21 protein-coding genes are annotated in these 25,398 nt (G+C 70.7%); 7 read left to right on the top strand and 14 right to left on the bottom strand.

What is annotated here, in order from left to right; genetic code table 11:
- Nucleotides 1–569: 569 nt before the first annotated feature.
- From RIN75_RS19730 to RIN75_RS19690, 9 genes are all read right to left on the bottom strand, one after another.
- A complete protein-coding gene (locus RIN75_RS19730) occupies nt 570–1,127 on the bottom strand; it encodes an acyltransferase (protein WP_309113437.1) in 558 nt (185 codons plus the stop codon).
- On the bottom strand, nt 1,124–2,218 hold the full coding sequence (locus tag RIN75_RS19725; protein WP_375295983.1) for a DegT/DnrJ/EryC1/StrS family aminotransferase: 1,095 nt from the start codon (nt 2,216–2,218) through the stop codon (nt 1,124–1,126). The genes RIN75_RS19730 and RIN75_RS19725 overlap by 4 nt, the downstream gene beginning before the upstream one ends.
- Nucleotides 2,215–2,868, bottom strand: a complete 654-nt coding sequence (locus RIN75_RS19720; RefSeq protein ID WP_309113436.1) for a NeuD/PglB/VioB family sugar acetyltransferase — start codon at nt 2,866–2,868, stop codon at nt 2,215–2,217. Before RIN75_RS19720 ends, RIN75_RS19725 begins: the two co-directional genes overlap by 4 nt.
- Nucleotides 2,869–2,923: 55 nt before the next feature.
- On the bottom strand, nt 2,924–7,693 hold the full coding sequence (locus tag RIN75_RS19715; protein WP_309113492.1) for a DUF4082 domain-containing protein: 4,770 nt from the start codon (nt 7,691–7,693) through the stop codon (nt 2,924–2,926).
- A gap of 289 nt (nt 7,694–7,982) precedes the next feature.
- Nucleotides 7,983–9,098, bottom strand: a complete 1,116-nt coding sequence (locus RIN75_RS19710; protein ID WP_309113435.1) for a DegT/DnrJ/EryC1/StrS family aminotransferase — start codon at nt 9,096–9,098, stop codon at nt 7,983–7,985.
- Nucleotides 9,095–10,069, bottom strand: coding sequence for an NAD-dependent epimerase/dehydratase family protein (locus RIN75_RS19705; RefSeq protein WP_309113434.1), 975 nt, complete (start codon nt 10,067–10,069; stop codon nt 9,095–9,097). The genes RIN75_RS19710 and RIN75_RS19705 overlap by 4 nt, the downstream gene beginning before the upstream one ends.
- On the bottom strand, nt 10,066–10,668 hold the full coding sequence (rfbC, locus tag RIN75_RS19700) for a dTDP-4-dehydrorhamnose 3,5-epimerase (RefSeq protein WP_309113433.1): 603 nt from the start codon (nt 10,666–10,668) through the stop codon (nt 10,066–10,068). Before rfbC ends, RIN75_RS19705 begins: the two co-directional genes overlap by 4 nt.
- Nucleotides 10,665–11,729: a Gfo/Idh/MocA family oxidoreductase gene (locus RIN75_RS19695; protein ID WP_309113432.1), complete on the bottom strand. Its 1,065-nt coding sequence runs from the start codon at nt 11,727–11,729 to the stop codon at nt 10,665–10,667. Before RIN75_RS19695 ends, rfbC begins: the two co-directional genes overlap by 4 nt.
- An 11-nt stretch (nt 11,730–11,740) precedes the next feature.
- Entirely contained in the window at nt 11,741–13,228 is a 1,488-nt protein-coding gene (locus RIN75_RS19690) for a sugar transferase (protein ID WP_309113431.1), read from the bottom strand.
- A 600-nt stretch (nt 13,229–13,828) separates the two neighbouring features.
- On the opposite strand from RIN75_RS19690, the gene RIN75_RS19685 reads away from it, so the two are divergent.
- Complete coding sequence (locus RIN75_RS19685) at nt 13,829–14,356, top strand: hypothetical protein (RefSeq protein ID WP_309113430.1); 528 nt, start codon at nt 13,829–13,831, stop codon at nt 14,354–14,356.
- A 283-nt stretch (nt 14,357–14,639) separates the two neighbouring features.
- Here the strand turns inward: RIN75_RS19685 and RIN75_RS19680 are convergent, their stop codons facing one another.
- The gene (locus RIN75_RS19680) at nt 14,640–14,861 is read right to left on the bottom strand and encodes an RNA-binding S4 domain-containing protein (RefSeq protein WP_309113429.1); all 222 of its coding nucleotides are present in this window, start codon (nt 14,859–14,861) and stop codon (nt 14,640–14,642) included.
- A gap of 120 nt (nt 14,862–14,981) precedes the next feature.
- Here RIN75_RS19680 and RIN75_RS19675 point away from each other — a divergent pair, with 120 nt between their 5' ends.
- Complete coding sequence (locus RIN75_RS19675) at nt 14,982–15,665, top strand: DUF742 domain-containing protein (protein ID WP_309113428.1); 684 nt, start codon at nt 14,982–14,984, stop codon at nt 15,663–15,665.
- On the opposite strand, the gene mug is transcribed toward RIN75_RS19675, so the two are convergent.
- Genes mug through RIN75_RS19660 form a run of 3 tightly spaced genes read right to left on the bottom strand, consistent with a single transcriptional unit; the run spans nt 15,642 to nt 17,310 of the window.
- Nucleotides 15,642–16,151 carry a G/U mismatch-specific DNA glycosylase gene (gene mug / locus RIN75_RS19670; RefSeq protein ID WP_309113427.1) on the bottom strand — a complete coding sequence of 170 codons (510 nt, stop codon included), beginning with the start codon at nt 16,149–16,151 and terminating at the stop codon, nt 15,642–15,644. The genes RIN75_RS19675 and mug overlap by 24 nt on opposite strands.
- On the bottom strand, nt 16,148–16,750 hold the full coding sequence (locus RIN75_RS19665; protein ID WP_309113426.1) for a copper resistance protein CopC: 603 nt from the start codon (nt 16,748–16,750) through the stop codon (nt 16,148–16,150). Before RIN75_RS19665 ends, mug begins: the two co-directional genes overlap by 4 nt.
- An 11-nt stretch (nt 16,751–16,761) precedes the next feature.
- The gene (locus RIN75_RS19660) at nt 16,762–17,310 is read right to left on the bottom strand and encodes a hypothetical protein (protein WP_309113425.1); all 549 of its coding nucleotides are present in this window, start codon (nt 17,308–17,310) and stop codon (nt 16,762–16,764) included.
- Between the two features lie 131 nt (nt 17,311–17,441).
- Here RIN75_RS19660 and RIN75_RS19655 point away from each other — a divergent pair, with 131 nt between their 5' ends.
- The 5 genes from RIN75_RS19655 to RIN75_RS19635 all read left to right on the top strand — a co-directional run bounded on the left by RIN75_RS19655 (nt 17,442) and on the right by RIN75_RS19635 (nt 24,485).
- Nucleotides 17,442–18,179 (top strand): response regulator transcription factor, encoded by a 738-nt coding sequence (locus RIN75_RS19655; RefSeq protein ID WP_309113424.1) that lies wholly within the window; start codon nt 17,442–17,444, stop codon nt 18,177–18,179.
- Nucleotides 18,157–19,602: a HAMP domain-containing sensor histidine kinase gene (locus RIN75_RS19650; protein ID WP_309113423.1), complete on the top strand. Its 1,446-nt coding sequence runs from the start codon at nt 18,157–18,159 to the stop codon at nt 19,600–19,602. Before RIN75_RS19655 ends, RIN75_RS19650 begins: the two co-directional genes overlap by 23 nt.
- Before the next feature lie 70 nt (nt 19,603–19,672).
- On the top strand, nt 19,673–21,445 hold the full coding sequence (locus tag RIN75_RS19645) for a glycosyltransferase family 39 protein (RefSeq protein WP_309113422.1): 1,773 nt from the start codon (nt 19,673–19,675) through the stop codon (nt 21,443–21,445).
- A 38-nt stretch (nt 21,446–21,483) separates the two neighbouring features.
- Nucleotides 21,484–22,695 carry a glycosyltransferase gene (locus tag RIN75_RS19640; protein ID WP_309113421.1) on the top strand — a complete coding sequence of 404 codons (1,212 nt, stop codon included), beginning with the start codon at nt 21,484–21,486 and terminating at the stop codon, nt 22,693–22,695.
- Entirely contained in the window at nt 22,692–24,485 is a 1,794-nt protein-coding gene (locus RIN75_RS19635; protein ID WP_309113420.1) for a glycosyltransferase family 39 protein, read from the top strand. The genes RIN75_RS19640 and RIN75_RS19635 overlap by 4 nt, the downstream gene beginning before the upstream one ends.
- On the opposite strand, the gene RIN75_RS19630 is transcribed toward RIN75_RS19635, so the two are convergent.
- Entirely contained in the window at nt 24,478–25,287 is an 810-nt protein-coding gene (locus RIN75_RS19630; RefSeq protein ID WP_309113419.1) for an SGNH/GDSL hydrolase family protein, read from the bottom strand. The genes RIN75_RS19635 and RIN75_RS19630 overlap by 8 nt on opposite strands.
- Nucleotides 25,288–25,398 lie beyond the last annotated feature (111 nt).

The following is a 25,398-nucleotide window of genomic DNA, read 5'->3' as shown; positions in this document are numbered from 1 at the left end:
ACCGGTTGCCAAGAAGGGCGAAGGGTGGTTGCCTCCGGCAGGCCGTACGGGGGACGAACCGACGCCCTTCCACCCCCCGGGGGGCCTGCCGCGCGGCGAGCGCCGCTTTTGATCTTGAGAGCGCGCAGCGCGTTGGAGCTTGAGAGCGCGTCAGCGCGTTCAAGAGCGCGAAGCGCGTTCGAGCTTGCGGAAGCGGAGCGCGTTGCGTCCACACACGCGAAGCGTGGGCTTGAGAGCGACAGCGTGACTCTTAAAGATCAAAAGAGCCTCGCCGGCGGGCGAGCCGCCAAGGATGACACAACTACAACTGCGAGGGCTTCTTGCTTGTGCCATCCCCACATGACCCGGCAAAGCCAACCGCAGATTTCCCGGGTGCCGCTAAAATTTTTTGCTCGCTCCTCACAAAAAATTTCGGCTGCACCCGGGAAATCTGTGGTAGCCCTTCGGGCGGGCCATACGGGGATGACACAAGCAAGAAGCCCAAGTTGAGGTGTGTCCGCTCGGGCGGACTGCCCGCTCGGCGACTGCCCGCTCGGCGACTGCCCGCTCGGCGACTGCGACCGGGTTGGTCAGGTTCGGACCAGGCCCTTGTCGCCCTCGGTGTAGTGGTTGCCGCAGTCCGGGCAGGTCAGCGAGTTGTCCAAGCGGTGGCCGCAGGCGCAGACCCAGCCCTTGTGGGTGGCGGGGTTGCCGGCTACGAAGGAGTGTGCGGGGACGTCTCGGGTCACTACTGCGCCTGCGGCGGCGAAGGCGTATTCGCCGATTTCCACACCGCACACGACGACCGTGCCGGCGCCGAGGGAAGCGCCGCGACGGACGGCGGTGGAGAGCAATTCGTCGCCGGTTTTGCGGATTGCGGCGCGGGGGCGGAGGTCGTTGGTGAACAGGACGTTCGGGCCCAGGAAGACCTCGTCCTCGCAGATCACGCCGTCGAAGACCAGGGTCCCGTTCTTGACGGTCACGCGGTCGCCCAGGACTGCCCGGCCCTCGACGAAAGCGCCGTCGCAGATGTTGCAGTCACGACCGATTCGGGCGCCTGGGAGGACGTGCGCGAAAGCCCACACCCGGGTGCCCTCGCCGACCTGGTCGCTCTCGCACAAGCCCTTGGGGTGGACGTAGACGCTCATCGGACCGCCTCCGCCAGCGCCTCGACGACCCGCTCCTGTTGCGCCGGGGTGATCTCGGGGAACAGCGGGAGGGACAGGATTTCGCCTGCGATGGCCTCGCTGACCGGGAAGTCGCCGACGGTGTGGCCCAGGCAGTCGAACGCGCCGGTCAGGTGGACGGGCGTGGGGTAGTGGATGCCTGCGCCGATGCCGGCCTCCTGCAAAGACTTCAGGACGCGATCGCGGTCGGCTACCCGCACGACGTACAGGTGCCAGACCGGGAGGTTGCCCTCCAGGACCTCTGGGAGGACGACGCCGGGTACGTCAGACAGCAGGCTCGAGTAGCGGTCGGCTGCTGCGCGGCGTTGGGTGTTCCAGGCCTCCAGGTGGCGGAGTTTTGCGGACAGGACGACGGCCTGGAGGGTGTCCAAGCGGCTGTTGAAGCCCAGGACGGTGTGTTCGTACTTGCGAGGGGAGCCGTGTTCGCGGAGCAGGCGGACTGTGGTGGCGAGGGTGTCCGAGGTTGTCAGGACTGCGCCGCCGTCGCCGTATGCGCCCAGGTTCTTGCCGGGGTAGAAGCTCGTCGCGGCGATGTCGCCGAGGCCGCCTACGGGCTTGTCGAAGCGGCGTGCGCCCTGGGCCTGGGCGGCGTCTTCGATGATGGGGAGGCCGAAGGTGTGCAGTTGCTCTACGGGCGCCGCCTGGCCGTAGAGGTGTACGGGGATGATCGCCTTGGTGCGTGGGGTCAGGGCGTCGGCGATCAGGGTTGGGTCGATCAGGCCGGTGGCGGCTACGCAGTCCACGAGGGCGGGGGTTGCGCCGGCGCGGACTACGGCCTCGGCGGTGGCGATGAAGGTGTTCGCGGGTAGGACCACCTCGTCGCCCGGGCCGATCTCCAGCGCGCGCAGTGCCAGCTCGATGGCGTCGGTGCCGTTGCCGACGCCCACGCAGTGCGGGACCTCCTGGTAGGCGGCGAATTCCGCCTCGAACTCGGCGACCTGTGGACCGCCGATGAACGCGGTGTTCTTCAGCACCCGCGCCCAGCCCTCGGCGACCTCGTCGGCGACCTGCTCGTGCTGGGCACGCAGGTCCACCAGCGGGATGTCGATCACGAACCGTTCCCCTCTCGCAGTCTCCGGGCGGGGTTCCCCACCCAGACCTCACCCGCGGGCACGTCCGTGAGCACCACCGAGCCCATGCCCACGACCGCGCCCGCGCCGATCGTCACGCCCTCCCGCACGCAGGAGCCCTGCCCCAGGTAGGCGCTCTCACCGACCCGCACGGCACCGCCCAGGGCCGCCCGACCGGCGAACGTCACGCCGTCCGCCACCTCGTCGTCGTGGGTGACCAGCACGTGCGGCATCGCGACGACATGCGCCCCCAAGCGCAGCGGAGTCGTCACGACTGTTCCGGCTAGGAGCACGGTGCCGGGGCCGAGCGCCGCGCCCTCGGGTACGGACGCGGCCGGGTGCACGATGGTGGCGTAGCGGTCTTGTGGCAAGTCCATGCGTCGGACGACATTCATCCGGCCCAACGGGCGGCGGGCGCTGGCGATGCACACCAGGACGGCCGCGTCGGGCACGTCGTGCACGATTTCCGACCCGCCCAGCACGGGGAGGCCGTCCAGGTCGGCGCCGTGGCGGGTTGGGTCGTCGTCCAGTGCGCCTACGGGTTTCCACTCGTCGGGGAAGAGGCGGACCGTGGCCAGCACCTCGCGGGCCAGTCCTCCCCCGCCGACCAGTAGCAGTGGCCGTGGCGTCATCTCGTCCCCCTCGGTGCAGAGCCGGCCGGGTCCGGTGTGGACCCGGCCGGCGGTCTCAGCTCGTCGTGAAGACGACGTCGACCCAGTAGTGGTTGCCCTGGTAGCTGTTCGTCGGGAACCCGCTGCCCACGCGGTACAGGCCGTTGGGCGCGCCCTCGGCGGTGGCCGGAGCGGACAGCGGTGGCGAGGTCGCGGTGTAGCCCGCGAAGTAGCCGTGGTTCACCGAGTAGCGGCCGTTGGGCACGGTGTAGGAGGCCACGTACGTGGTGCCCGCCGTGACGGCCAGCGGGGTGTCGAACGTCAGCGTCTGCCAACCGGTCGCGGTCTCGTTGGTGAACGTGCCGGTCTTGAGCGCCACGCCGTCCGCCGACCAGATGGTGCCGGTGTGGGTGCCGGTGTTGCCGGCGCCCTTGTAGAACTTCACGCCGGTGATCTGGCCGTTGACCGAAGGTGTGAACCGGACGCCCATCTCGTAGGCCCCGGTGTCGTCGGCCGACGTGGTGGTCGGCACGGTCGCCGAGCTGAACAGCGAGCACGGGCACGTCTGCGTCGTGGTGACGGTGAACGACCAGGTGACCGGCGTGGCCATGATGTTGCCGCCGGTGTCGGCCGCCCGGACGCTCGCGGTGTACCGGGTGCCGGCCGCCATGGGCGCGGCGGGGGTCCACAGGAGCGTCCGCTGGTCGCCCGAAAGGGTCACCGTGCCGTCCAGCTTGGCGCCGCCCGGGTCGCTGACCGTGAACTGCGAGTTGGTCGTGTCGACCGGCTCGTCGAAGGACGCGGTCACCTGGCTGGTCCGGGAGACGTCCACCGCGTCGGTCAACGGCGTGTGGCCGGAGTGCGCGGGCGGGGTGGTGTCGCTGTTGGGCGTGTAGACGACGTCGACCCAGTAGTTGTTGCCCTGGTAGGACATCGTCGGGAACCCGCCGCCCGGCATGAACACGCCGTTGGGGTTGCCGTCGCCGGTCTGCGGCGCGGTCAGCGGCGGCGCGTTGACCCCGGTCGCCTGGAAGTAGCCCTGGTCGATCGAGTAGTGGCCGTTCGGCGCGTAGTACGACGCCGTGTAGACCAGGCCCGGCGCGACCGTGACCGGTGTGGAGAAGGTCAGGGTCTGCCAACCGGAGGCGCTTTCGCCGCTGAACGTGCCGGTCGCCAACCGGACGCCCGCGGAGGACCACAGGGAACCGGTGTGGGTGCCGGTGTTGCCCTCGCCCTTGTAGAAGCGGACCCCGGTGATCTGGCCGCTCTGCGTCGGGCTGAACCGCACGCCCAGCTCGTAGGACCCGCTGTCGTCGGCCGACGTGGTGGTCGGCACGGTCGCCGTGCTGAACAGCGAGCACGGGCAGGTCGCGGTGGTGGACGTGGTGAACGACCACACCGCCGTGGACGTCATCGCGTTGCCGTTGACGTCGGCGAGCAGAACGCTTGCCGTGTAACGGGTGTTGGGCTTCAGGGCGCCGTTCGGCGTCCAGGTCACGGTCTTCTGGTCACCCGAGAGCGCGACCGAGCCGTAGAGCTTCGCGCCGCCCGGGTCGGACAGCCAGATCTGGGTCGAGGCCGGGTCCATCGCCTCGGAGAAGCCGAGCGTGAGCGACGAGTTCAGGCCCACGCCGGTCGCGTCCGGTCCCGGCGTGCGGGTGTCGAGCGTCGGAGGCGTGGTGTCGCCGTTGAGGCCGTTCTTGTAGATGACGTCGACCCAGTAGTTGGCCGCGTTGTACGACGAGGTCGGGAACCCGCCGCCGGTGCCGTACTTGTAGACGCCGTTGGGGCCATCGGTGCCGTTGGACAGCGCCCGCATCGCGCCGTAGCTCGCGCTTTGCCCGTTGAAGTAGCCGGGCGTCACGGAGTACCGGCCGTTGGGCGCGTAGTACGACACGATGTAGGTGGTGTTGGCCTGCACGACCACCGGAGTGGTGAAGTTGAGCGTCTGCCAGCCCGAGGAAGTCTCGTTGCTGAACGTGCCGGTGGCCAGCAGGAGTCCCGTGGAGGACCACAGGGAACCCTTGTGGGTTCCGGTGTTGCCCGCGCCCTTGTAGAAGCGGACGCCCAGCACCTCGCCCTTGCCGTCGAACCGGACCTTCACGCCCAGCTCGACCGGGTTGCTGTCGTCGGCGCTGTTGATCGCGGGCGTGGCGAAGTCGTCCCACACCGTGCACGGGCACGTGGCGGGGCGGTTGTAGCCGGTGGTGAAGGACCAGTTGTGCTGCACGGTCTCGTTGCCGGCGGCGTCCTTGACCTTCACCGAGGCGGTGTAGGTGGTGCCGGCGGCCAGGGCCGCGTCCGGGGTGAACTGGGCGGTCTTGCCGTTGCCGGTGACCGAGGACGTGCCGGCGATCGCGCCGCCGGGGCCGGTCAGGGTGAACTGGAGCGTGCTCGGGTTGACCGCCTCGTCGTACGTCGCGGTCAGCGTCGGGTTGAGGCTGACGCTGTTCGCGTTGGCCAACGGGTTGGTGCCGACCAGCTCGGGCGCGCGGGTGTCGGGGCCGGGGTCCGGCGCCCACACCACGTCGACCCAGTAGTTGCTGTCCTGCGCGCTCCGGTCCGGGAAGCCCGGGCCGGAGCGGAACACGCCGTTCGGGCCGTCCACGCCGGTCTGCGGCGCGGTCAGCGGCTCCAGGTAGCGGCTGGAGCGGCTGAAGTACTCCGTGTCGACCGAGAAGTGCCCGGTCGGCGACAGGTACGACACGATGTAGGTGGTGTTGCCGGTGACCGCGACGGGCACCGGGAACAGCATGGTCTGCCAGCCCGACGCGGTCTCGTTGGTGAACGTGCCGGTCGCGAGCTGCTGGCCGCCGGCGGTCCACAGGGTGCCGGTGTGCGTGCCGGTGTTGTTCGGCCCCTTGTAGAAACGGACGCCGCGGACGTACCCGTCGGTGTTGGCGCGCCACTTCACACCCAGTTCGAGGGCGGAGCCGTCGAGGATGTCGGGCGTCTTCGGGGTGTCGTTGTTCGTCCACAGGCCGCACGGGCAGGTCCGGGCGTTGACGCCGGGCGAGGCCGTGGCGGGCGAGGACAGGTTCAGCGAGTCGTCCACCGCGCGGACCCGCAGCTGGGCGGGGCCGGACGCGGACGGCGTGTAGGTGTAGGTCCAGGCGCTCTGCCCGGCCTGCCACACCGCCGGGTGCCAACGCACGCCGCCGTCGGTGGACACCTCGACGCCGGTCACCTGGCCCGCGACGTCGACGACGGTGCCGGCGAACGTGTACGGCTGGCCGACCGTGGAGGTCGGCGGGACGGTGGTGTAGGCGACGACCGGCGGCGCCGTGTCGGTGGACGCGGTGGCCTGCACCAGGCCCGGCATCAGGGTCGTGGCCTGCACGCCCATGTCGGCCAGGAAGTTCACCGTCGCCTGCTGCATCCGGATGTCGGAGGTCGGCGTGTTGGTGAGGAACGCGTGCTCGTCGTCCACGCCCCACGCCCACTGCACCGTGCCCGCGCCGAACACCAACGCGCCGGAGGAGTGCTTGTAGTAGGTGATGGCGTGGGTCTTGGTGTCCGGCGTGTAGTAGTCGCCGTGGTTCTGCAGCACGTACGGGCCGTCGAGCATGGCGACCGTGGTGCGGGAGAACTGGCCGACGCCCGGCGGCTGGTAGCCGTTGTCCTCCACGGTGTTCCACTCGTAGCCCAGCGTGCCGGGCTGGAACGTGTAGGTGCTGCCGCTGCTCATGTTCTGCAGCGAGGTGTGCCGCCACAGCCGCATCCGGCCGTACTCGGCCGGGACCTGCAGCGAGTCGTCGCGCCGGCCGTTGACGGTGAAGATGTTGCCCAGCAGGGCGTTCTCCGGCCGGCCGCCGTCCTGCGGCGGGCTGTAGCGCGGGTCGCGCCACGTGCCGGTCCAGTCGTTGAGGCCGTCGTTCTGGGTGCCCTTGGTCTCCTTGTAGCACGCGATGGTGCGCCAGTCGGTCTGGGAGGAGTCGATGCTCTTCTCCCAGCGGGTCTTCCAGAAGATCTCGTTGCCGGTGAGGAACGCCAGGTGCACGCCCGCGTCCCGGGCCGCCTCGACGTTGGCGCGCTGCTCGTTGGACCAGTACTCGTCGTGGCCGACGGCCATGAACACCTTGTGGTTCTTGATGAGGTGGCCGCGGCGCGCGCTGTCGACGTCGGTGGTGTAGCTCAGGTCGTAGCCGTTGCGCTCCAGGAACCGCAGCATCGGGTACTCGGCGTTGAAGATGAAGTTCTCGTCGCCGTCGCCGCCCGTGTACGGGCGGTTGTAGCTGACCTTGTAGGCCTGGCCGCCCTGGCCGGGGCCGTCGCCGAAGTACAGCGAGTTGCCGCCGTAGCGGTTGTAGGCCACCCAGGTGGAGTCCGAGGTCTGGAACAGGATCTTGGACGTGCTGGTGTCGTCGCGGACGACGAACACGATCTCGTTCTTGAGCTGGTTGTCGTTGCGGGTGACGCGGGCGTAGTAGATGCCCGACACCGCGTCGACGGGGACGTTCCAGGTGACCGACACGGCCCAGTTGCCGCAGTCGATGAGCGCGCTGGGGGTGTCGCGCAGGCACGGCGGCTGGTTCTGCGGGGTGTTGCGCGAGACCGAGTCGACCTGGCGCGCGCCGACGCCGCCGTACCAGCCCAGCCGGAAGATGTCGATGGTGTACGACGAGGCGTTGGTCAGCATCTTGAACGCGACCTGGCCACCCGGCGTGGTGCTGATGTCGGTGGTGTAACCCAGGATCGAGTCGTCCCGCGAGGTCACCTGCCAGTCGGGCGTACCCGGTTTGGTGTTCTCGCACGCGACTTTGTTGACCACCGGCACGTCACAGGGCGCGGCGTTCGCGACCGTGGCGTTGAGGAGGACAAGGGGCGTGACACATCCGGTCACCATGAGCACAGCGCACAGGGTCCTTGCAAGACGTCTCACCGGCGACGCCATCGACCACTCATCTCCTCGAACGCACTCCGTAGCGCGGCAGTCACTACTCCCCGTAGTGCAACCTTGTTGCTCCAAAGGTCGCCCTATTCCACAGATCCGTTACTAGGGTGGAGATCTCATTTGGAAAACAACTCGAAGCCGGATCCCGTAGTAACGCTGCGTAGTCGCCTCGGGCACGGCGGGACCCGGCGGCCGGGCCCTGCCCCCGGCCGCCGGGTTGGCGCGAACGACCGCCGGCGCGCTAGGCGGTGGCGGCGTTCAGCGCGGCGACGACCTCGTCCTGCTCCTCGTCGGTCAGCCCGACGAAGTGCGGCAACAGGATGTGGTCCGCCGCAACCCTTTCCGTCACCGGGAGGGACGGCGTGGCGTCGCCCGCGTGGTAGACGGGTTCCAGGTGGCACGCGGTGATGCGCCTGGTCGCGACACCGCGTTGGGCCATCGAGTTCATGACGTCGATGCGGGTGTGGTTCTTCAGCCGGACCAGGTACGACTGGTAGACGTGCCCGAAGCCCGCCGGTTCGTGCGGCAGGACCAGGGACCCGTTGCCCGCCAACAACTCGTCGTAGCGGGCCGCCAGGGCGCGGCGCACCTTCACCACGTGGTCCAGCTTGCCCAGCTGCACCACGCCCACCGCGGCCTGGATGTCGGTCATCTTGTAGTTGAAGCCGACCTCGTCGTAGCTCTCCGCGATCACCGCGGTCGACGTGTGCCGGGCCAGCGTGGAGATCGAAGCCGCGTGCGCGCGCAGCGCCTTGAGCTTCGCCGCCACCTCGGCGTCGTCCGTGGTGACCACGCCGCCCTCACCGGTGGTGAGGATCTTGCGGGCGTCGAAGGAGAACACGGTGATGTCGCTGATGGTGCCCAGGCGGACACCGTCGATGGTCGCGCCGTAGGCCGGCGCGGCGTCCTCGACCAGGTGGAGACCGTGCTTGCGCGCGATCTCCTTGAGCGCGTGCAGGTCCGCGGGCAGGCCGATCTGGCTCGCGGGCATGATCGCCCTGGTCCGCGGCGTGATCAGGGTTTCGACGTGCGCGGGGTCGATGTTGTAGGTGCGCTCGTCGATGTCGGCGAACACCGGCGTGGCGCCGGTGTAGCGGATGGAGTTCGGCGTCGCGATGAACGTGAACGACGGGCAGATCACCTCGTCGCCCGGCCCGATGCCCAGCGCCGCCAGCGCCAGGTGCAGACCGGTCGTGGCGCTGTTGACGGCCACCGCGTGCTTCGCGCCGACCTGCTCGGCCACCAGCTCCTCGAACTTCGCCGCGCGCGGGCCGACCGACAGCCACCCGGACAGCACCGCTTCCGCGGCGGCGTCGGCCTCTTCCTGGCCGACGTACAGGCGGGTGATGGGGATCATGCCTTCGCTCCCTGGAGTTCGCTCTGCCACCACGACACCAGCTTGGTCAGTCCTTCGTGGAGGGACACGCTCGCCTCGAAGCCGAGCTTCTCGCGGGCGGCCTCGGTGCTCGCGAGCCGGCGCGGCACCGCGTTGACCTTGCGCTCGGGGCCGTGCTCGGGGCGCAGGTCGGTGCGTCCCATGACCTCCAGCAGCGCGTCGGCGAGCTGGGCGAGGCTGGTCTCCACGCCGGAGGCCACGTTGAACACCTCGTCGGAGACGTCGCTCTTGGCCGCCAGCACGTTGGCGCGCGCGATGTCGGTGCTGTAGACGAAGTCCATGGTCTGGCTGCCGTCGCCGAGGATCAGCGGCGGGGTGCCCGCGGCGATGCGCTCCATCCAGCGCACCAGGACCTCGGTGTAGACGCCGAAGACGTCCATGCGCGGCCCGTAGACGTTGAAGTAGCGCAGGGCCACGTAGTCCAGGCCGTACATCTCGTTGAAGCTGCGCAGCAGGCCCTCGTTGTAGACCTTCGCCGCGCCGTAGAGGGTGCGGTTGCCGTAGGCGTGGTGGTTCTCCCGCGTGGGGAACAGCTCCGCCAGGCCGTAGACCGACGCCGAGGACGCGGCGACGACCTTGGTGACGTTCGCCTGCACCGCCGCCTCCAGCACGTTGAACGTGCCGGTGGCCAGCACGTCGTGCGCCAGCCGGGGCTCCTCAGCGCACTGCGTGATGCGGATGGCCGCTTGGTGGAACACCAGGTCGACACCGTCCATTGTGGACCGGACGGTGTCGGTGTCGCGGAGGTCGCCCTCCACGAACTTCACCGCGCCGGCCTGCAGCGGGCCGGCGAGGTTCTCCAGCCGGCCGCGCACCAGGTTGTCCAGCACGACGATCTCGGCGACGCCCTCGTCGAGCAGGTGGTCGGCGATGGTCGAGCCGATCAGGCCCGCCCCGCCGGTGATCAGGACACGTGCGTCACGCAGGTTCACGCGTGGGCTCCCATGGTGAAGGCCGGGTGTTCCAGGTACTCGGCGAGCGAGGGGTTGTTGCTGTCCTTGGCCGACAGGATCGGGTCGTCCACCGGCCAGGCCACGCCCACGTCCGGGTCGTCCCACGCCAGCAGGCCCTCGGCCAGCGGGTTGTGGAAACCGGTGGTCTTGTACTGCACCTCGGCCACGTCCGACAGCACCGCGAAGGCGTGCGCGAACTCCGGGCCGATGAGCAACTGGGTGCGGTTCTGCGCGGTCAGCTCGATGCCGTACCACTGGCCGAACGTCGGCGAGCCGACCCGCAGGTCCACCACGACGTCGAAGATCGCGCCGACCGTGCAGCGGACCAGGCGGTGCTGCGGGGCGAGCGCGTTCTGGAAGTGGAAGCCGCGCAGCACGCCCTTGGTGGAACGGGAGTGGTTGTCCTGCACGAAGTCCAGCGACAGGCCGTGCTGCTCCCAGCGGCGCTTGCTGTAGGACTCGAAGAAGAAGCCCCGCTCGTCCTCGAACCACTCGGGCTGGATGACGAAGACGCCCTCTAGCTCGGTGGGGGTCACCGTCATGTCCATGCCCTGCTTCGGGGCCGCTACCCCAGTCATGCCACCGCCTCTTCCAGTTCGGCGGGACGACCCACGTCCCGCACGGTCACGAACTCGCCGCCGGCCGCCAGGCTCGCCGACGTCGCCTCCAGGATCGCCAGCACCCGCAGGCCCGACCAGCCGTCGGTGAGCGGCGCGCGCTTCTCGGTGATCGCCGAGACGAACTCGGACATCACGCCGCGCAGCGCCTCCCGCTCGGGCAGGGCGGGCGCGACGGTGTCGCCGCGCCGGTAGGAGATGATGGCCTGGGTGCGCTCCTCGTCACCGTCGATGACGTCCGCGCCCCGGTCGTGCACCGAGATCCGCTGCACCACGTTCAGGTCGTCCCAGACGACCGTGCGCCGCGAGCCGCCGACGATCATGGTGCGGATCTTGGTCGGGGACAGCCAGTTCACGTGGACGTGGGCCAGCACGCCGTCCGACAGCTCCAGGGTGAGGTGGCCGACGCACGCGCGGCCGGCGCCGATCGGGTCGGAGCCGTGCGCCGAGACGCGGCGGACGACGACCCCGTCGGGCAGGATCGCGTCGAAGATCGAGAGGTCGTGCGGGGCGAGGTCCCAGAACACGTCCACGTCCGGCTGCACGAGGCCCAGGTTGACCCGCACGGAGTCCAGGTACTGGACGGTGCCGATCTCGCCGGTGCGCACCAGGTGGCGCAGGTGCTGCACGGTCGGCGTGTAGACGAAGGTGTGGTCGAGCATGAGGGTGAGGCCGCGGGCCTCGGCCTCCTCGACCAGCTCCAGCCCGGCCGCGTACCCGGCCGCGAGGGGCTTCTCCACCAGCACGTGCTTGCCCGCCCGCAGCGCGGCCAGCGCGACCGGGAGGTGCGTGGCGGCCGGGGTGGCGATCGCGACGGCGTCCACCGCCGGGTCGGACAGCACGTCGTCCAGGGAGCCGGACACCCGCACCGTCGAGTAGTCGCCGAGCACTCGGCGGGCTTTCTCGGTGTCCAAGTCGCACAGGTACCGCAGCTTCAGCCCGGGGGTCGCCTGTGCGTTGCGCACGAGGTTCGGCCCCCAGTACCCGGCGCCGATGACGGCGATGCCGATCGGCTGGTCCATCTCGCTCCTCATCAGTAGGCCCCGTGGCCGCCGAAGACGGCCCGGAAGGTCTTCCACAAGATCAGCGCGTCGAGGGCGAGCGACCAGTCCTCGACGTAGCGCAGGTCGAGCCGGACCGACTCCTCCCAGCTCAGGTCGCTGCGGCCGGACACCTGCCACAGGCCGGTCAGGCCCGGCTTGACCAGCAGGCGCCGCCGCATCGCGGGCCCGTACTTCGCGCTTTCCTCCGGCAGCGGCGGGCGCGGCCCGACCAGCGACATCGAGCCCGCGAGCACGTTGAACAGCTGGGGCAGTTCGTCCAGGGAGTAGCGGCGCAGGAACCGGCCCACGGTGGTCACCCGCGGGTCGCGGCGCATCTTGAACAGCACGCCCGCGCCCTCGTTGACCTGCTGGAGCTGGTCGCGCAGCGCGTCGGCGTTGGTGACCATGGTGCGGAACTTGATGATCGTGAAGTGCGCGCCGTCCTTGCCGACGCGGCGCTGCTTGTAGAGCACCGGGCCGCGGGTGTCGATCATGACGGCGACCGCGCAGGCCAGCAGGACCGGCGCGAACAGCCCGATCAGGACGAGCGACCCGACCCGGTCCACGGTCGCCTTGACCACGCGGCGGATGCCGGTGAACGACGGTTCGCTGACCCGCAGCAGCGGCATCCCCAGCACGCCGGTGACGTGCAGCCGGGGTCCGGCGAAGTCCATCAGGGCGGGCGCGACGACCATCTCGGTGCCGGTGCCCTCCAGGTCCCAGGCCAGTTGCTGGAGCCTGCGCGGGGTCCAGTAGGCGTCCGGGGTGACCGCGACGATCCGGTAGCCCCCGCGCCGCACCTGCTCGGCGACCTCGGCGAACCGGCCGACGACGGCGATGCCGTCCAACTCGCCGCCGAGGTCCGCGCGACCGTCCACAGTGCACACCGCGTCCACCCGCCACCCGAGGTGCGGCGCGCGGCGGGTGCGGCTGATCAGGTCTTTGACGGTGTCGACGTTGCCGGCGGCGAGCACCGGCAGCAGGCACTTGCCCTCGCCGCGGGCCCGGTGCAGCGGGCGGCGCAGCAGGTAGCGGGCGGGGAAGGCGACCAGCGCGATCGCCGGCCCCACCACGAACACCCACAGCCGCGCCCCCGGCAACCCGGCGGCCAGCGCCCCCAGGCCCAGGGCGACGACCGAGGCGAACAGGCCGCGGCCCAGCCGGCGGAACTCCTCGGCGCCCTGGCCGAGCACCGACGCGTTCCAGACGCGGTTGACGTAGAGCGAGCCCAGGACGACGGCGACCGTCACCGCTTCCAGGGCGACCAGCGGGAGGGGTCCGAACGCTTTGGGGGAGAGCAGCACACCCGCCAGCACCACGACCAGGACGGTGCAGACGGTGTCGGCGGCGATCACGCCGTACCGGTAGGCGGGCTCCCAGCTGCCGACGGTGGGGTGGGTGGTGCGGTTGGTCGCCTGATCCCTCGCGGCCAACCCCGCCGCCGGTCTGCGGCGCGTGGATCGGGCCTGCTCGCTCATCGCTCTCGCTCCCCGGTCGGTCCGGTTCGACACGTGCAACATCGCTGGGCATCCCCGACGAACCCGCGTGTGGTGTGTTCGCAAATGTGGCTCCGGCGCTTTCCACGCCTCGCCAAACCGTCATTCGTCCGGCCGGGGCGGCGCGTTACACGGACGGTGAGGGACTTTCGGCCCGTTTCCGGTTGGCACTGACCGGACCGGGCACGGGCCGGGTCCACCGGGTGACGTGCGGTCACCGCCGTCTCTTGTGGAAACCCTCGGAGCGCTCCCGAAAATGCGTCCACTGTGGCCGGTCGAGCAGGACCACTCCCGGCATCTGGCCTGGTAGCGGGCTCGCGGGCAGATCCATCGATGTGGGGGCGGTCGGCGTTACAGCACGTTTTCGACTTCGGTCGAAGCGGACGGCGGAGAGTCCAAAAAGGGCCGAAAGACCCTACCCGCCCGACCCCTCCGGTGGCGGCGCGCGGTCACCCATTCACAGAGCGGAAGCAGCTATTCGGCGCAACGATCCGGCCACTTCCCGTCACCGGAGGCGGAATTCAACGCCCGGCCGGCCGATCGGGAGTGACGCAGTTCACCGGTGGCGTCACAATGTGGGACGTGGAGGTCGCGTTGGTGGCCGCCGCGGCGTTGGCTGCGCCGCACGGCGGCTGGGCGTGGCGCGTCCGGCTGTACCCGCGGTCGGCGCGCGGGTTGATCGTGGCCGTGATCGACTTCACGTGGAGCCTGCCGAACACCGTGGCGGGCGTGCTGTTCTTGGCCTACGCCCTGGGCCGGGGCAACGCGGTCGACCGCGAGTTCAGCCGCCACCGCGGTGTCCTGGGCTTGCGGGACGGCGTCATCAAGGGTTTCGCGACGACGGTCGGTCCGGTTCAGGCGGGCGTGGCCCTGGGCGTGGACGACCACGAGGCCGTACACGTCCTCCAGGCCAGGCTGCTGGGGCCGTTGTACCTGCCGCTGGTGGTCGCGAACTGGGTGGTGGCGACGGTCCTGCCGTACTGGCTCCTGTACCACGACCGGCGTCGCGCCCCGATCGACAGCGTGGCCGCGTACTTCCAACGCGGCGTCTACCCCCACTGCTGGCACGAGGAATGGGCCTACCGCGTGCAAGGCACCCCGCCGGCCTGAGCGGCCTCTTCGGATCGCCCGTTTTGTCGTACCCCGGTGGGACAATGAGCCCCGGGGCGCTTCAGCCGGGATTGTCGTACCCCCGTGGGACAATGGAGACGGGGGCCGGAGGCCGCCGCCACGGTCACGCCGCCAACGGCCGCAACGCAAGGCCGAGCCAACCAGCAACCGAAGCCGCCGCCCAGCGCGCTCGCGGCCACCGCCCCGCGGCCCGCCCGCAACCGTCGCCGGCACAGCCGCGATGCACAGCCGCGATGCACAGCCGTCGTCGGCACAGCCGCGATCACGCGTTCGCGACCAGCCGGACCTTCTCCGCCCCCACCGCCACCACGTCGCCGCCGCGCAGCTGCTTCCCCCGCTGCACCTCGACCCGCCCGTTGACGGTCACCTCGCCGTCCTCCACCAGCTCACGCGCGTGGGCGCCGTTCTCCGCCAGGCCCGCGAGCTTGAGGAACTGGCCCAGCCTGATCATGTCGTCGGAGATCTCCACCTCGCGGATGCGCATCGTGCCATCATCGCCCAACCCGCGCAGAGCGGCTGCACGTGCATCCGGTAACCAGGATTGCACAAGGTTGAAACACGAACGACACGAGCCGGCCGCCGTGAGGTCTACGGTTCCCGAGGTGTGAGCACCGCCGGCTCTGAGTACCCGGACGCGGCCCCCAAGCGCCGCCGGTCCCTGCGTGGCGAAGTCGGCATGACCGGAGCGCGGTTCGGATCCCCCGCCCTCCGCAAGAGCCTCGAAGAGGAGCAACCGGCCGAACCGCCCAAACCACCCAGGAAACGCCGGTCGCTGCGCGGAGAGGTCGGGGCCACCGGGGCGCGGTTCGGGTCGGCCGCCCTCCGCAAGAGCCTCGACGCCGCGGAACCGGAACCGGCCCCCACGGAAACGGACATAGAGGACACCGCGCCCTTCAGCGGCCACTTCGAGGACACCGACCTCAAGGAAGAGCCGGAAGACCCGGCGCTGGAGTGGAGCGGCCCCCTCGTCCGCCCCTACGCCTGGACCCGCGGCCGCACCGCCTCCCAGCACGACCTGCGCATCGAAACCCTGGTCTCCCTCGAAGAGCACGGCATCGCCATAGCCATGCGCGACACCACCCCGGAGCAACGCGCCATCGTCGAACTGTGCGCCAACACCCGCTCGGTGGCCGAGGTGTCCGCCCTGCTCGCCCTCCCCCTGGGCGTCGTCCGCGTCCTGCTCGGCGACCTGATCGACATGGGCGTCGTCGCCATCAGCACCGCCGCCCCCGGCGGTCCCGACCTCAGGCTGATGGAACGCGTCCTACAAGGCCTCCGCAACCTCTGACCGCAACCGCCGGAACACCTCGACCAAGTCGTCCAACTGGTAGTGCGCGTTCAACCCCGACGGGTTCGGCAACACCCACAACCGCGACGACGCGATCGCGAAAGGCTGCGGCCCCACCACCGCCCGCGGTCGACCGAACGCCGTCCGGTACGCCGTGATCCCGACGACCGCCACCACCCGCGGCTCGAACTCCGCCGCCAACGACGTCAGCCGCACCGCACCCGCCCGCAACTCGTCGGCGGTCAACTCCTCCGCCTTCGCCGTCGCCCGGTCGGACAGGTTCGTGATGCCCAGCCCGAACTCCAGCAGCTCCCCCTGCTCCGCGGGCGACAACCGGCGCGGCGTGAACCCGGACAGGTGCAGCGCGGGCCAGAAGCGGTTGCCGGGACGGGCGAAGTGGTGGCCGGTGGCCGCCGACAGCAGGCCCGGGTTGATCCCGCAGAACAGCACGTCCAGCCCGGGCCGCACGAGGTCCGGCAGGTTCACCCCGACCGGCCGCGCAACCGCAGCGCCACCGCCACCCCGGCCGCGACCACCACCAGCGCGCCCACGACCCACCCCCAGACCGGGAACCCGTCCCCCTCGGCGGGCTGCCCGGACTGGATCGTCGGCGGCGCGGTGGCCACCAGCGTGATCGTCTCGGTCGGGGTGACCGAGGAGGTGATGGCCGGCGGCTCGGAAGTCACGGAGGGTGCAGTGGTGGTGCCAACGGCCGGCGGGGCCGCGGTGGCCAGCGAGAAGGTGGTCTTGCCGCTGACGAAGTCGCCGTCGAGGCTCTCCACCTGCCAGCTCACCACGTACTGACCGGCCGGTGACGCGCCGGGCGTCACCGGCGCGGTCAGCGTCGCACCGGACACGGACAGCTCCCCCACCGTCCACCCGGTGCCGTCGGGTGCGGTCACGGTGACGGTGGCGCTCTCGGCGGGCACCGGTTGGCTGAACGTCAACGTCAGCCGGGACGGTGGCTGGGCCAGGGTCGCCCCTTCGGCCGGGTCGCTGCCGATCAGTTCGGTGTGGGCCCAGGCCGAGGGTGCCGCGGCGAGCAGACCCAGTGCCACGAGTGCCGAGAGCGCCAGTCGCTTCATGCCCGCTAGTTCTACCGGGTCGGCGGCGCCTGCTGCCCGTCGCCCGGGCGCTGACCCGGTTGCCCCTGCCCGTCACCGGGTTTGCCGCCGCCGCGCTGGAAGTCGCCCTCGATGACCGTCTTGGCCACGTCGTCCTGGGCGATCACCATCACCTTGTCGCCGGTGGCCAGGCTGCCCGCACCGCCCTTGGCCCCGTTGACCTCGGTGTTGTCGTCGATCTTGTAGGTCTGGCTGAACCCGTCGCTGCTCTTGACCGTGACGGAGTCGCCGGAGACCGCGGTGACCTCGCCGTTCTGGAACTCGCCGTGCGCGGCGTCGCCGAACGGGCCCGGACCCGCGATCCGCAGCCCGCCGCCGGGGCCGCCGTAGCGCGGTCCGCCCATCATCTGGGCCGCCTCGGAGTTGCTCGCCGCGTAGATGACCCCGCCGCCCACGGCCGCGATGCCGACCGCGATCGCGACCGCGACCAGGGTCTTGCGGCCGGACCAGCGCGGTCCGGGAGCATCGGCCCGGGGCGGCGGGTCCTCGCCCCAGGTGGGGTTCTCGGTTTCGGTAGTCATGGCGACCACCGTGTCGGCGGAGTCTGTGCGTGGGCTGTGCGCGCGTTGGGTGGCGGCTGTGGCTTGTGCGGCGCGGGTTCACAGGTGGTACACAGGATCGGCACAGGGTGGGCTCAACCAGCCGGCGGACGATGAAGAGCATGCGTGCGGTGACTTCCCCCGAGATCCGTCGGCCCGACGGCAGTCCGGTGCGGGTGCTGGTGGTCGACGACGAGTCGACGCTGGCCGAGCTGATGTCGATGGCCCTGCGCATGGAGAAGTGGGAGGTGCGCACCGCGCTGGACGGGACCACCGCGGTGCGGACCGCGCGCGAGTTCCGGCCGGACGTGGTCGTGCTGGACGTCATGCTGCCCGACTTCGACGGCCTGGAGGTGCTGCGCCGGATGCGCGCCGACGCGCCCGCGCTGCCCGTGCTGTTCCTGACCGCGAAGGACGCCGTCGAGGACCGGATCGCGGGCCTGACCGCGGGCGGCGACGACTACGTGACCAAGCCGTTCAGCCTGGAGGAGGTCGTGCTGCGGCTGCGCGGGCTGCTGCGGCGGACCGGGGTGGCGGAGGCGTCGGCCGGGTCGGAACTGGTCGTGGGCGACCTGGTGCTGGACGAGGAGACCCGCGAGGTGCGGCGCGGCGGGCAGGCCGTGGAGCTGACCGCGACCGAGTTCGAGCTGCTGCGGTTCCTGATGCGCAACCCGAAGCGGGTGCTGAGCAAGGCGCAGATCCTGGACCGGGTGTGGAGCTACGACTTCGGCGGGCAGGCGAACATCGTCGAGCTGTACATCTCGTACCTGCGCAAGAAGATCGACGCGGGGCGCACGCCGATGATCCACACGATGCGGGGTGCCGGGTATGTCCTCAAGCCTGCACCCTAGGCGGTGGCCGCTGCGCACCCGGCTCATCGTCGAGCAGGTGGTGCTGATCGCCATCGTGTGCGCAGGCATCGGCCTGGTGACCGGTTTCGCGTTGCGCGACTTCCTGATCGGCAAGCTGGACGACGACCTGCGCGACGCCGCCGGCCGCGTCGAACGCGTGCACGCCTTCCCCGTCCCCGCGCCCTTGCCCGGTCCGCCGAAGAACCCTTTGGAGGGACCGGGTTTCTCGCAGGGCACCGTCGTGCTGATCACGTACGGCGACATGGTCCAGGACGCGGACCGGTTGCAGGGCCGGGAAACCAGCGCCGTCCCGACCGACGAACAGGCCACCCTGCTCAACGTCCCCGCCGACGCCCAGCCGCACACCACCACCCTCGGCGAGTCCGGCGACTACCGCGTCCTGTCGTTCCGCACCCGCGACGGCGCCCGGATCGTGACCGCACTGCCCATGGCCCAAGTGGACGACATCGTCTTCCGCATGGCCCTGATCCTCGGCGGCGTGGCCCTGGCCGGCCTGGTGGCGGTGAGCATCGCCGGTGCTTTGATCATCCGCAAGACCTTGCGCCCGTTGGAACGAGTAGCCGCCACTGCCTCCCGAGTCGCCGAACTCCCTTTGCACGAAGGAAAAGTGGCGCTGGCCGAACGCGTGCCCGCCGAGGACGCCAACCCGGACACCGAAGTCGGCCAGGTGGGCTTGGCGTTGAACAAGATGCTCGGCCACGTCGGCAACGCCCTGGAAGCCCGCCACGAGAGCGAAACCCGGGTCCGCCAGTTCGTCGCCGACGCCAGCCACGAACTCCGCACCCCGCTGGCCGCGATCCGGGGTTATGCGGAACTCACCCGCCGAACCCGGGACGAGGTCCCCGACCAGATCGCCCACGCCATGCGCCGCGTCGAATCCGAGGCCGTCCGCATGACGTCGTTGGTGGAAGACCTGCTTTTGTTGGCCCGCTTGGACGCCGGCCGTCCCTTGGCCCGCGAACAGGTGGACCTGTCCCGCCTGGTGGTGGACGCCGTCAGCGACGCCCGGATCGCCGGCCCCGACCACGACTGGCGCCTCACCCTGCCCGCGTCCCCGGTCGTCGTCACCGGCGATCCCCACAAGCTCCAGCAGGTCCTGGTCAACCTCCTCTCCAACGCCCGGACCCACACCCCACCCGGCACCACCGTCACCACAGCCCTGGCCGCGACCAAGACCGGCGCCACCCTCACCGTCACCGACGACGGCCCCGGCATCCCCCGCGAACTGCAACCCGAAGTCTTCGAACGCTTCTCCCGCGGCGACACCTCCCGCTCGCGCGCCGCCGGCAGCACCGGCCTGGGCCTCTCCATCGTCGCCGCCGTGGTGGCCGCCCACTCCGGCTCTGTCACGGTGAACTCCCGCCCAGGCCAAACCCGCTTCACCGTCACCCTCCCCGACTGACCTCGCCCCACACAGCGGGTTCACAGGGTGGGCACAAGGGCGGCCCAGGGTTGGTGGACAGGGTGGGGGCATGCGAGCGCGACCTCCCCTGTTGTTGTTGCTGGCCGGAACGGCCGTCTTGTACCTCTGGAGACTCGGTGACTCCGGTTGGGCCAACGCCTACTACTCGGCCGCCGCCCAAGCGGGCGCTGAGAGTTGGCGGGCCTGGTTCTTCGCGGCCACTGATCCGGCGGGGTCGATCACGGTCGACAAGACACCGGCCTCGGTCTGGGTCATGGGGCTGTCCGCGCGGCTCTTCGGTGTGAACGCCTGGAGCATCCTGGTGCCACAAGCCCTGATGGGCGTCGCGAGCGTCGGCCTGCTGTACGCGACGGTCAAAAGGACAGCGGGCGAAGCGGCCGGGTTGATCGCGGGAGCGGTGCTGGCGCTCACGCCGGTCGCGGTGTTGATGTTCCGGTTCAACAACCCGGATGCCCTGCTGGTCCTACTGCTCATCGCGGGCGCGTACTGCACCGTCCGGGCGACCGAAGTGGCGTCCTGGCGGTGGCTGGCGTTGGCCGGGGTCGCGGTCGGGTTCGGGTTCCTGACGAAGATGTTGCAGGCGTTCCTGGTCCTGCCCGCCTTCGGGGCGGTGTACCTGCTGGCCGCGCCCACGACCTGGAAACGCAAGGCAGTCCACCTTCTGAGCGCCCTGACAAGCATGGTGGTCGCCGGCGGCTGGTGGGTGCTGGTCGTCGAACTCGTCCCCAACCGGCCCTACATCGGCGGGTCGCAGCACAACAGCGTCCTCGAACTCACCCTCGGCTACAACGGCCTCGGCCGCCTCACCGGCGAGGAGATCGGCAGTGTCGGCGGGGGTCGGGGCTGGGGCTCCACGGGCTGGAGCCGCCTGCTGGGCGCGGAGATGGGCAGCCAGATCGCCTGGTTGCTGCCGACCGCACTGGTGCTGCTGATCGCCGGCATCTGGGCCGGAAAGCGGCGAGAACGCGTGGGTCTGGGGCTGTGGGGCGGCTGGCTCGTGATCACGGCCGCCGTCTTCAGCTTCATGAACGGGATCATCCACGCGTACTACACCGTGGCCCTCGCCCCGGCGATCGGCGCGATCATCGGCACCGGCGCGGTCGTGCTCTGGCGCAGACGGCACGAACCCGGTGCGGCGGCAGCGCTTTCGGGTGCGCTCGCGGTGACGGCGCTCCAGTGCTACCTGCTGCTGCTCGGCTGGTCACCAGCCCTCGCCACCGCCGTCCTCGTCCTCGGCCTCCTGGGAGCAGTGGGACTGTTCCTCTCCGCCGCCGCCCCACCCGCCCTCGTCGTGCCGGTCGCCGTGGTGGCCGCCCTGCTCGGCCCCGGCGCGTACTCGGTCGCCACCGCCGCCACCCCGCACTCCGGCGCGATCCCCATGGCCGGACCGGCGATCTCCCCCAGCGGCGGGATGATCGTCCTCAACGGCGGCACCCGCACCGGGGGCGGGATCGGCGGGCTGCTCCACGCGCCCACGCCCGGCCCGCAACTGGTCGAACTCCTGCGCGGCAACAGCGGCAAGTACACGTGGGCCGCCGCCGCGGTCGGGTCGAACAACGCGGCCGGCTACCAACTCGGCAGCGGCGTGCCGGTCATGGCGGTCGGCGGTTTCAACGGCACCGACCCCGCGCCCACCCTCGAAGAGTTCCAACGACTGGTCCACAGTGGACAGATCCACTACTTCCTCGGCGGCGCGGGAATGCCCGCCGAGACCGGCAGCGACGCCTCCGAGCACATCGCCGAATGGGTCGCGGACACCTTCCCCGCCACCACCGTCGACGACGTCACCGTCTACGACCTCACAGCCGGGGCACAGGGATGACACACCGGCCACCCAGCCCCGCGCCCGAAGGTGATCCCATGACACTCGCGACGCTCACGACGACCCCCGTGCTCGACGTGGTGGTCCCCGTGTACAACGAGGAACGCGACCTCGCGCCGTGCGTGCGCAAGCTGCACGCGGACCTGACCCAGACCTTCCCCTACCGGTTCCGCATCACCATCGCCAACAACGCCAGCACCGACGGCACCCGCGCGGTCGCCGACGCGCTGGCCGCGGAGATCGAGCAGGTCGAGGCCGTCCACCTGGAGCAGAAGGGCCGGGGCCGCGCGCTCAACGCCGTGTGGTCGGCGTCGGACGCGAAAGTGCTGGCGTACATGGACGTCGACCTGTCGACGGACCTCGCCGCCCTCGCCCCGCTGGTCGCGCCGCTGATCTCCGGGCACTCCGACATCGCGATCGGCAGCCGGCTCGCGCGCGGCGCGCGGGTCGTGCGCGGCCCCAAGCGCGAGTTCATCTCCCGCTGCTACAACCTCATCCTCCGCGGCGCGCTGGCGACCCGGTTCTCCGACGCCCAGTGCGGCTTCAAGGCGATCCGGGCGGACGTGGCCCGGCGGCTGCTGCCGCACGTCGAGGACACCGGCTGGTTCTTCGACACCGAACTGCTCGTGCTGGCCGAACGCGCCGGCGCGCGCATCCACGAGGTGCCGGTGGACTGGGTGGACGACCCGGACAGCCGGGTCGACATCGTCTCCACCGCCATCGCCGACCTCAAGGGCATCGCCCGGGTCGGGCGTGGCCTGCTCACCGGCCGCATCCCGATCGGCGAACTCCGCGCCCAACTCGGCCGCGAACCGCTCGAACCCAGCACCCCGGGCGTCCCCGAAGGCCTGTTCCGCCAACTGGTCCGCTTCGCCGCGGTCGGCGTGGCCAGCACCCTGGCGTACCTCCTGCTCTTCGTGCTGCTGCGCGGCGGTCTCGGCGCACAGGGCGCGAACCTGGTGGCACTCCTCGCCACCGCCATCGCCAACACGGCCGCCAACCGCCGCTTCACCTTCGGCGTGCGCGGCCGGCACGGCGCGGGCCGCCACCAGTTCGAAGGACTGATCGTCTTCGGCCTGTGCCTGGCCCTGACCAGCGGCGCGCTGGCCCTCCTGCACCACCTCACCGACCCCGGCGGCGGGGCCGAGCTGGCCGCCGTCGTCGGCGCGAACCTGCTCGCCACCGTCCTGCGCTTCCTGCTGCTGCGCAACTGGGTCTTCCGCAACCGTCCCCAGGAGTCCACCTCATGACCGCCACCCTCACCGCCCCCTCCCCCACGCCCGCGCCGGCCCGTCCCGGCGCGAAGTGGACCACCCCGGCGCTGGTCGTCCTGCTCGCCGGCACGGCGGTGCTCTACCTGTGGAACCTCACCGACTCCGGCTGGGGCAACCAGTACTACGCCGCCGCCACCCAGGCCGGCAGCCAGAGCTGGACGGCGTGGCTGTTCGGCGGCCTCGACGCGGGCGGCGTCATCACCGTCGACAAACCACCCGCGTCTCTCTGGGTCAGCGGGCTCTTCGCCCGGATCTTCGGGTTCTCCAGCTGGACGGTCCTCGCACCCCAGGCGATCGAAGGCGTGCTCACCGTCTGGCTGCTGTACGCCACGGTCAAGCGCACGTCCGGCCCCGTCGCCGGCCTGCTCGCCGGCACCGCGCTCGCCATCACCCCGGTCGCCGTCCTGATGTTCCGGTTCAACCTCCCGGACGCCCTGCTGGTGCTCCTCATGGTCGCCGGCGCCTACTGCACCGTCCGCGCCCTGGAAAAGGCCTCCCCGCTCTGGCTCGCCCTCGCCGGCGTCGCCGTGGGCTTCGCTTTCCTCGCCAAGATGGGACAGGCATTCCTTGTCCTGCCCGCCTTCGCCGCCGCCTACCTCCTCGCCGCCCCCACCAGCCTCGGAAAGCGCTTCCTCCACCTCCTCGGCGCGGCCGTGGCAGTAGCGGTATCGGCAGGCTGGTTCATCGCGCTCGTCGAGTGGTGGCCCACGGCGTCGCGCCCCTACATCGGCGGGTCGACCAACGACTCGCTGTGGCAGTTGGCCATGGGCTACAACGGCCTGGGCCGCATCTTCGGCGGCCCCGGACGCGGCATGCTCGCCGGGGCGCCCAACGCCAACCTCGGCTTCGGCGGCGAGACCGGCATCGGCCGGCTGTTCGGCGCGAGCATGGGCGGGGAGATCTCGTGGCTCCTGCCGGCCGCGCTCGTCGGCCTCATCGCCGGCCTCTGGTTCACCCGCAAGGCACCTCTCACCGACCGCACCCGGGCCGCGCTGGTGATGTGGGGCCTGTGGGTCATCGGCAACGGAGTCGTGTTCAGCTACATGAGCGGCATCACGCACCCGTACTACACGGTCGCCGCCGCTCCGGGCGTCGCCGCCATCGTCGCCATCGCGGGCCGCGAGATGTGGCGGGGCCGCAGCCACCAGCCGGTGCGGATCGCCCTCGCGGTCATGGTCGCCGCGTCCGGTTTCTGGGGGTTCATCCTGCTCGCCCGGTTCGGCGAGTGGCAGCCCGCCATCCGCTGGACCGTGCTCGTCCTGACCATCCTCGTCACCACCGCGATCGTCATGGGCGTCAAGCGGATCGCCGCCCTGACCGCCGCCACCGCACTCCTGTCGTCGGCCGCGTTCAGCGTGGCCACGGCCGCCACCCCGCACGGCGGCTCGATCCCGATGTCCGGCCCCGCGGAGTACGCCTCCGACATGGGCGGCGGGATGCGCGGCGGCCCGGGCACGTCCGAGCAGATCATCGACCTGTTGCGCAACACCACCGGCACGTGGGCGGCGGCCACGGTGAGCGCGCAGTCCGCCGCCAGCCTGTCCTTGGCCAGCGGCAAGGCCGTCATCGGCATCGGCGGCTGGAGCGGCGGCGACCCGGCGCCCACGTTGGAGGAGTTCAAGCAGTACGTGGCGGACGGCCGGATCGGCTACTTCGTCTCCGGCGGCGGGATGGGCGATCGCGGCGACAACGAGATCACCAGCTGGGTCGCGGCGAACTTCGAGGCGACCACCGTGGACGGGACCACCGTCTACAAGCTCAGCTAGGCCGCCGGTAGGCCTCGACCGGGCGGTGCGCCTCGGCCACCGCCTGGTCCGTGCCCACCCAGGACCGGTAGACGATCTGGGCCGCGAACGGCAGGAAGTCCCTGCCCCGCCGCCACAGCCACGGGATCCCCTTGAACACCAACCAGGCGGCGTGGTGCAACGGCGTGATCTTCAACCCGCCCGTGCACACCAGGCTCACCGGCCGGACCACCTCGCACCCCTGCTCCGCCAGCCGCTCCGCGAACGCCCTGGCCAGCTTCCGGTGCCCCAGCTCCGAGGGGTGCAGCCGGTCGACCGCCCAGGTCTCCACCGAGTACGCGCCCTCCACGAGGTTCAGGTCCACGCACCCGGCCCCGTGCCGGCGCACCACGGCGTCGATCACCTCGTTCAACTCCGCGACCCGCGCCGACAACGCCCGCCGCAACGGCCCCGGCAGCCGGAACACCCGGCTGTGGTCGTGGAACCGGGCCGTCACCACCCGCGCCCCGGCCCGCGTCAGCTCCCCCACGATCGCGTCGAGGTCCTCGTGCAGCTGCACGGGGTTGAAGTCCGACCGGAGCGTGTCGTTCATCCCGACCAGCACGACCGCCGCGTCCGGCCGCGCCCGGAGCGCCTGCGGCAACTGCTCGAACCGGACCGACGCCACCCGCGCCCCCTGGAACGAGGGGTTGAGGTACCGCGCCTCCGGGAAGGACGCCGCGAGCAGCGGACCCACACCCCGCCACCCACCCCGAACGGGGTCGCCGACCCCGACGGTAGTCGAGTCACCCAGGACCACCAGGCTTCGCACCACATCGGCCACCGGACGACCATCCCGCAGCGACGTGTCCACCGAGGAACAGCGGGCAGAACGCTTCCAGAAGCCCCGGTAGCGCACAGCGAGCCGCACTTTCCGCGCTATTTGAGCGTTTCA

Source organism: Saccharothrix sp. (assembly GCF_031180885.1).
Classification (GTDB): Bacteria; Actinomycetota; Actinomycetes; order Mycobacteriales; family Pseudonocardiaceae; genus Actinosynnema.
The sequence above is the reverse complement of the archived record's forward strand: the minus strand, read 5'-3'. Positions and strand labels throughout refer to the sequence as shown.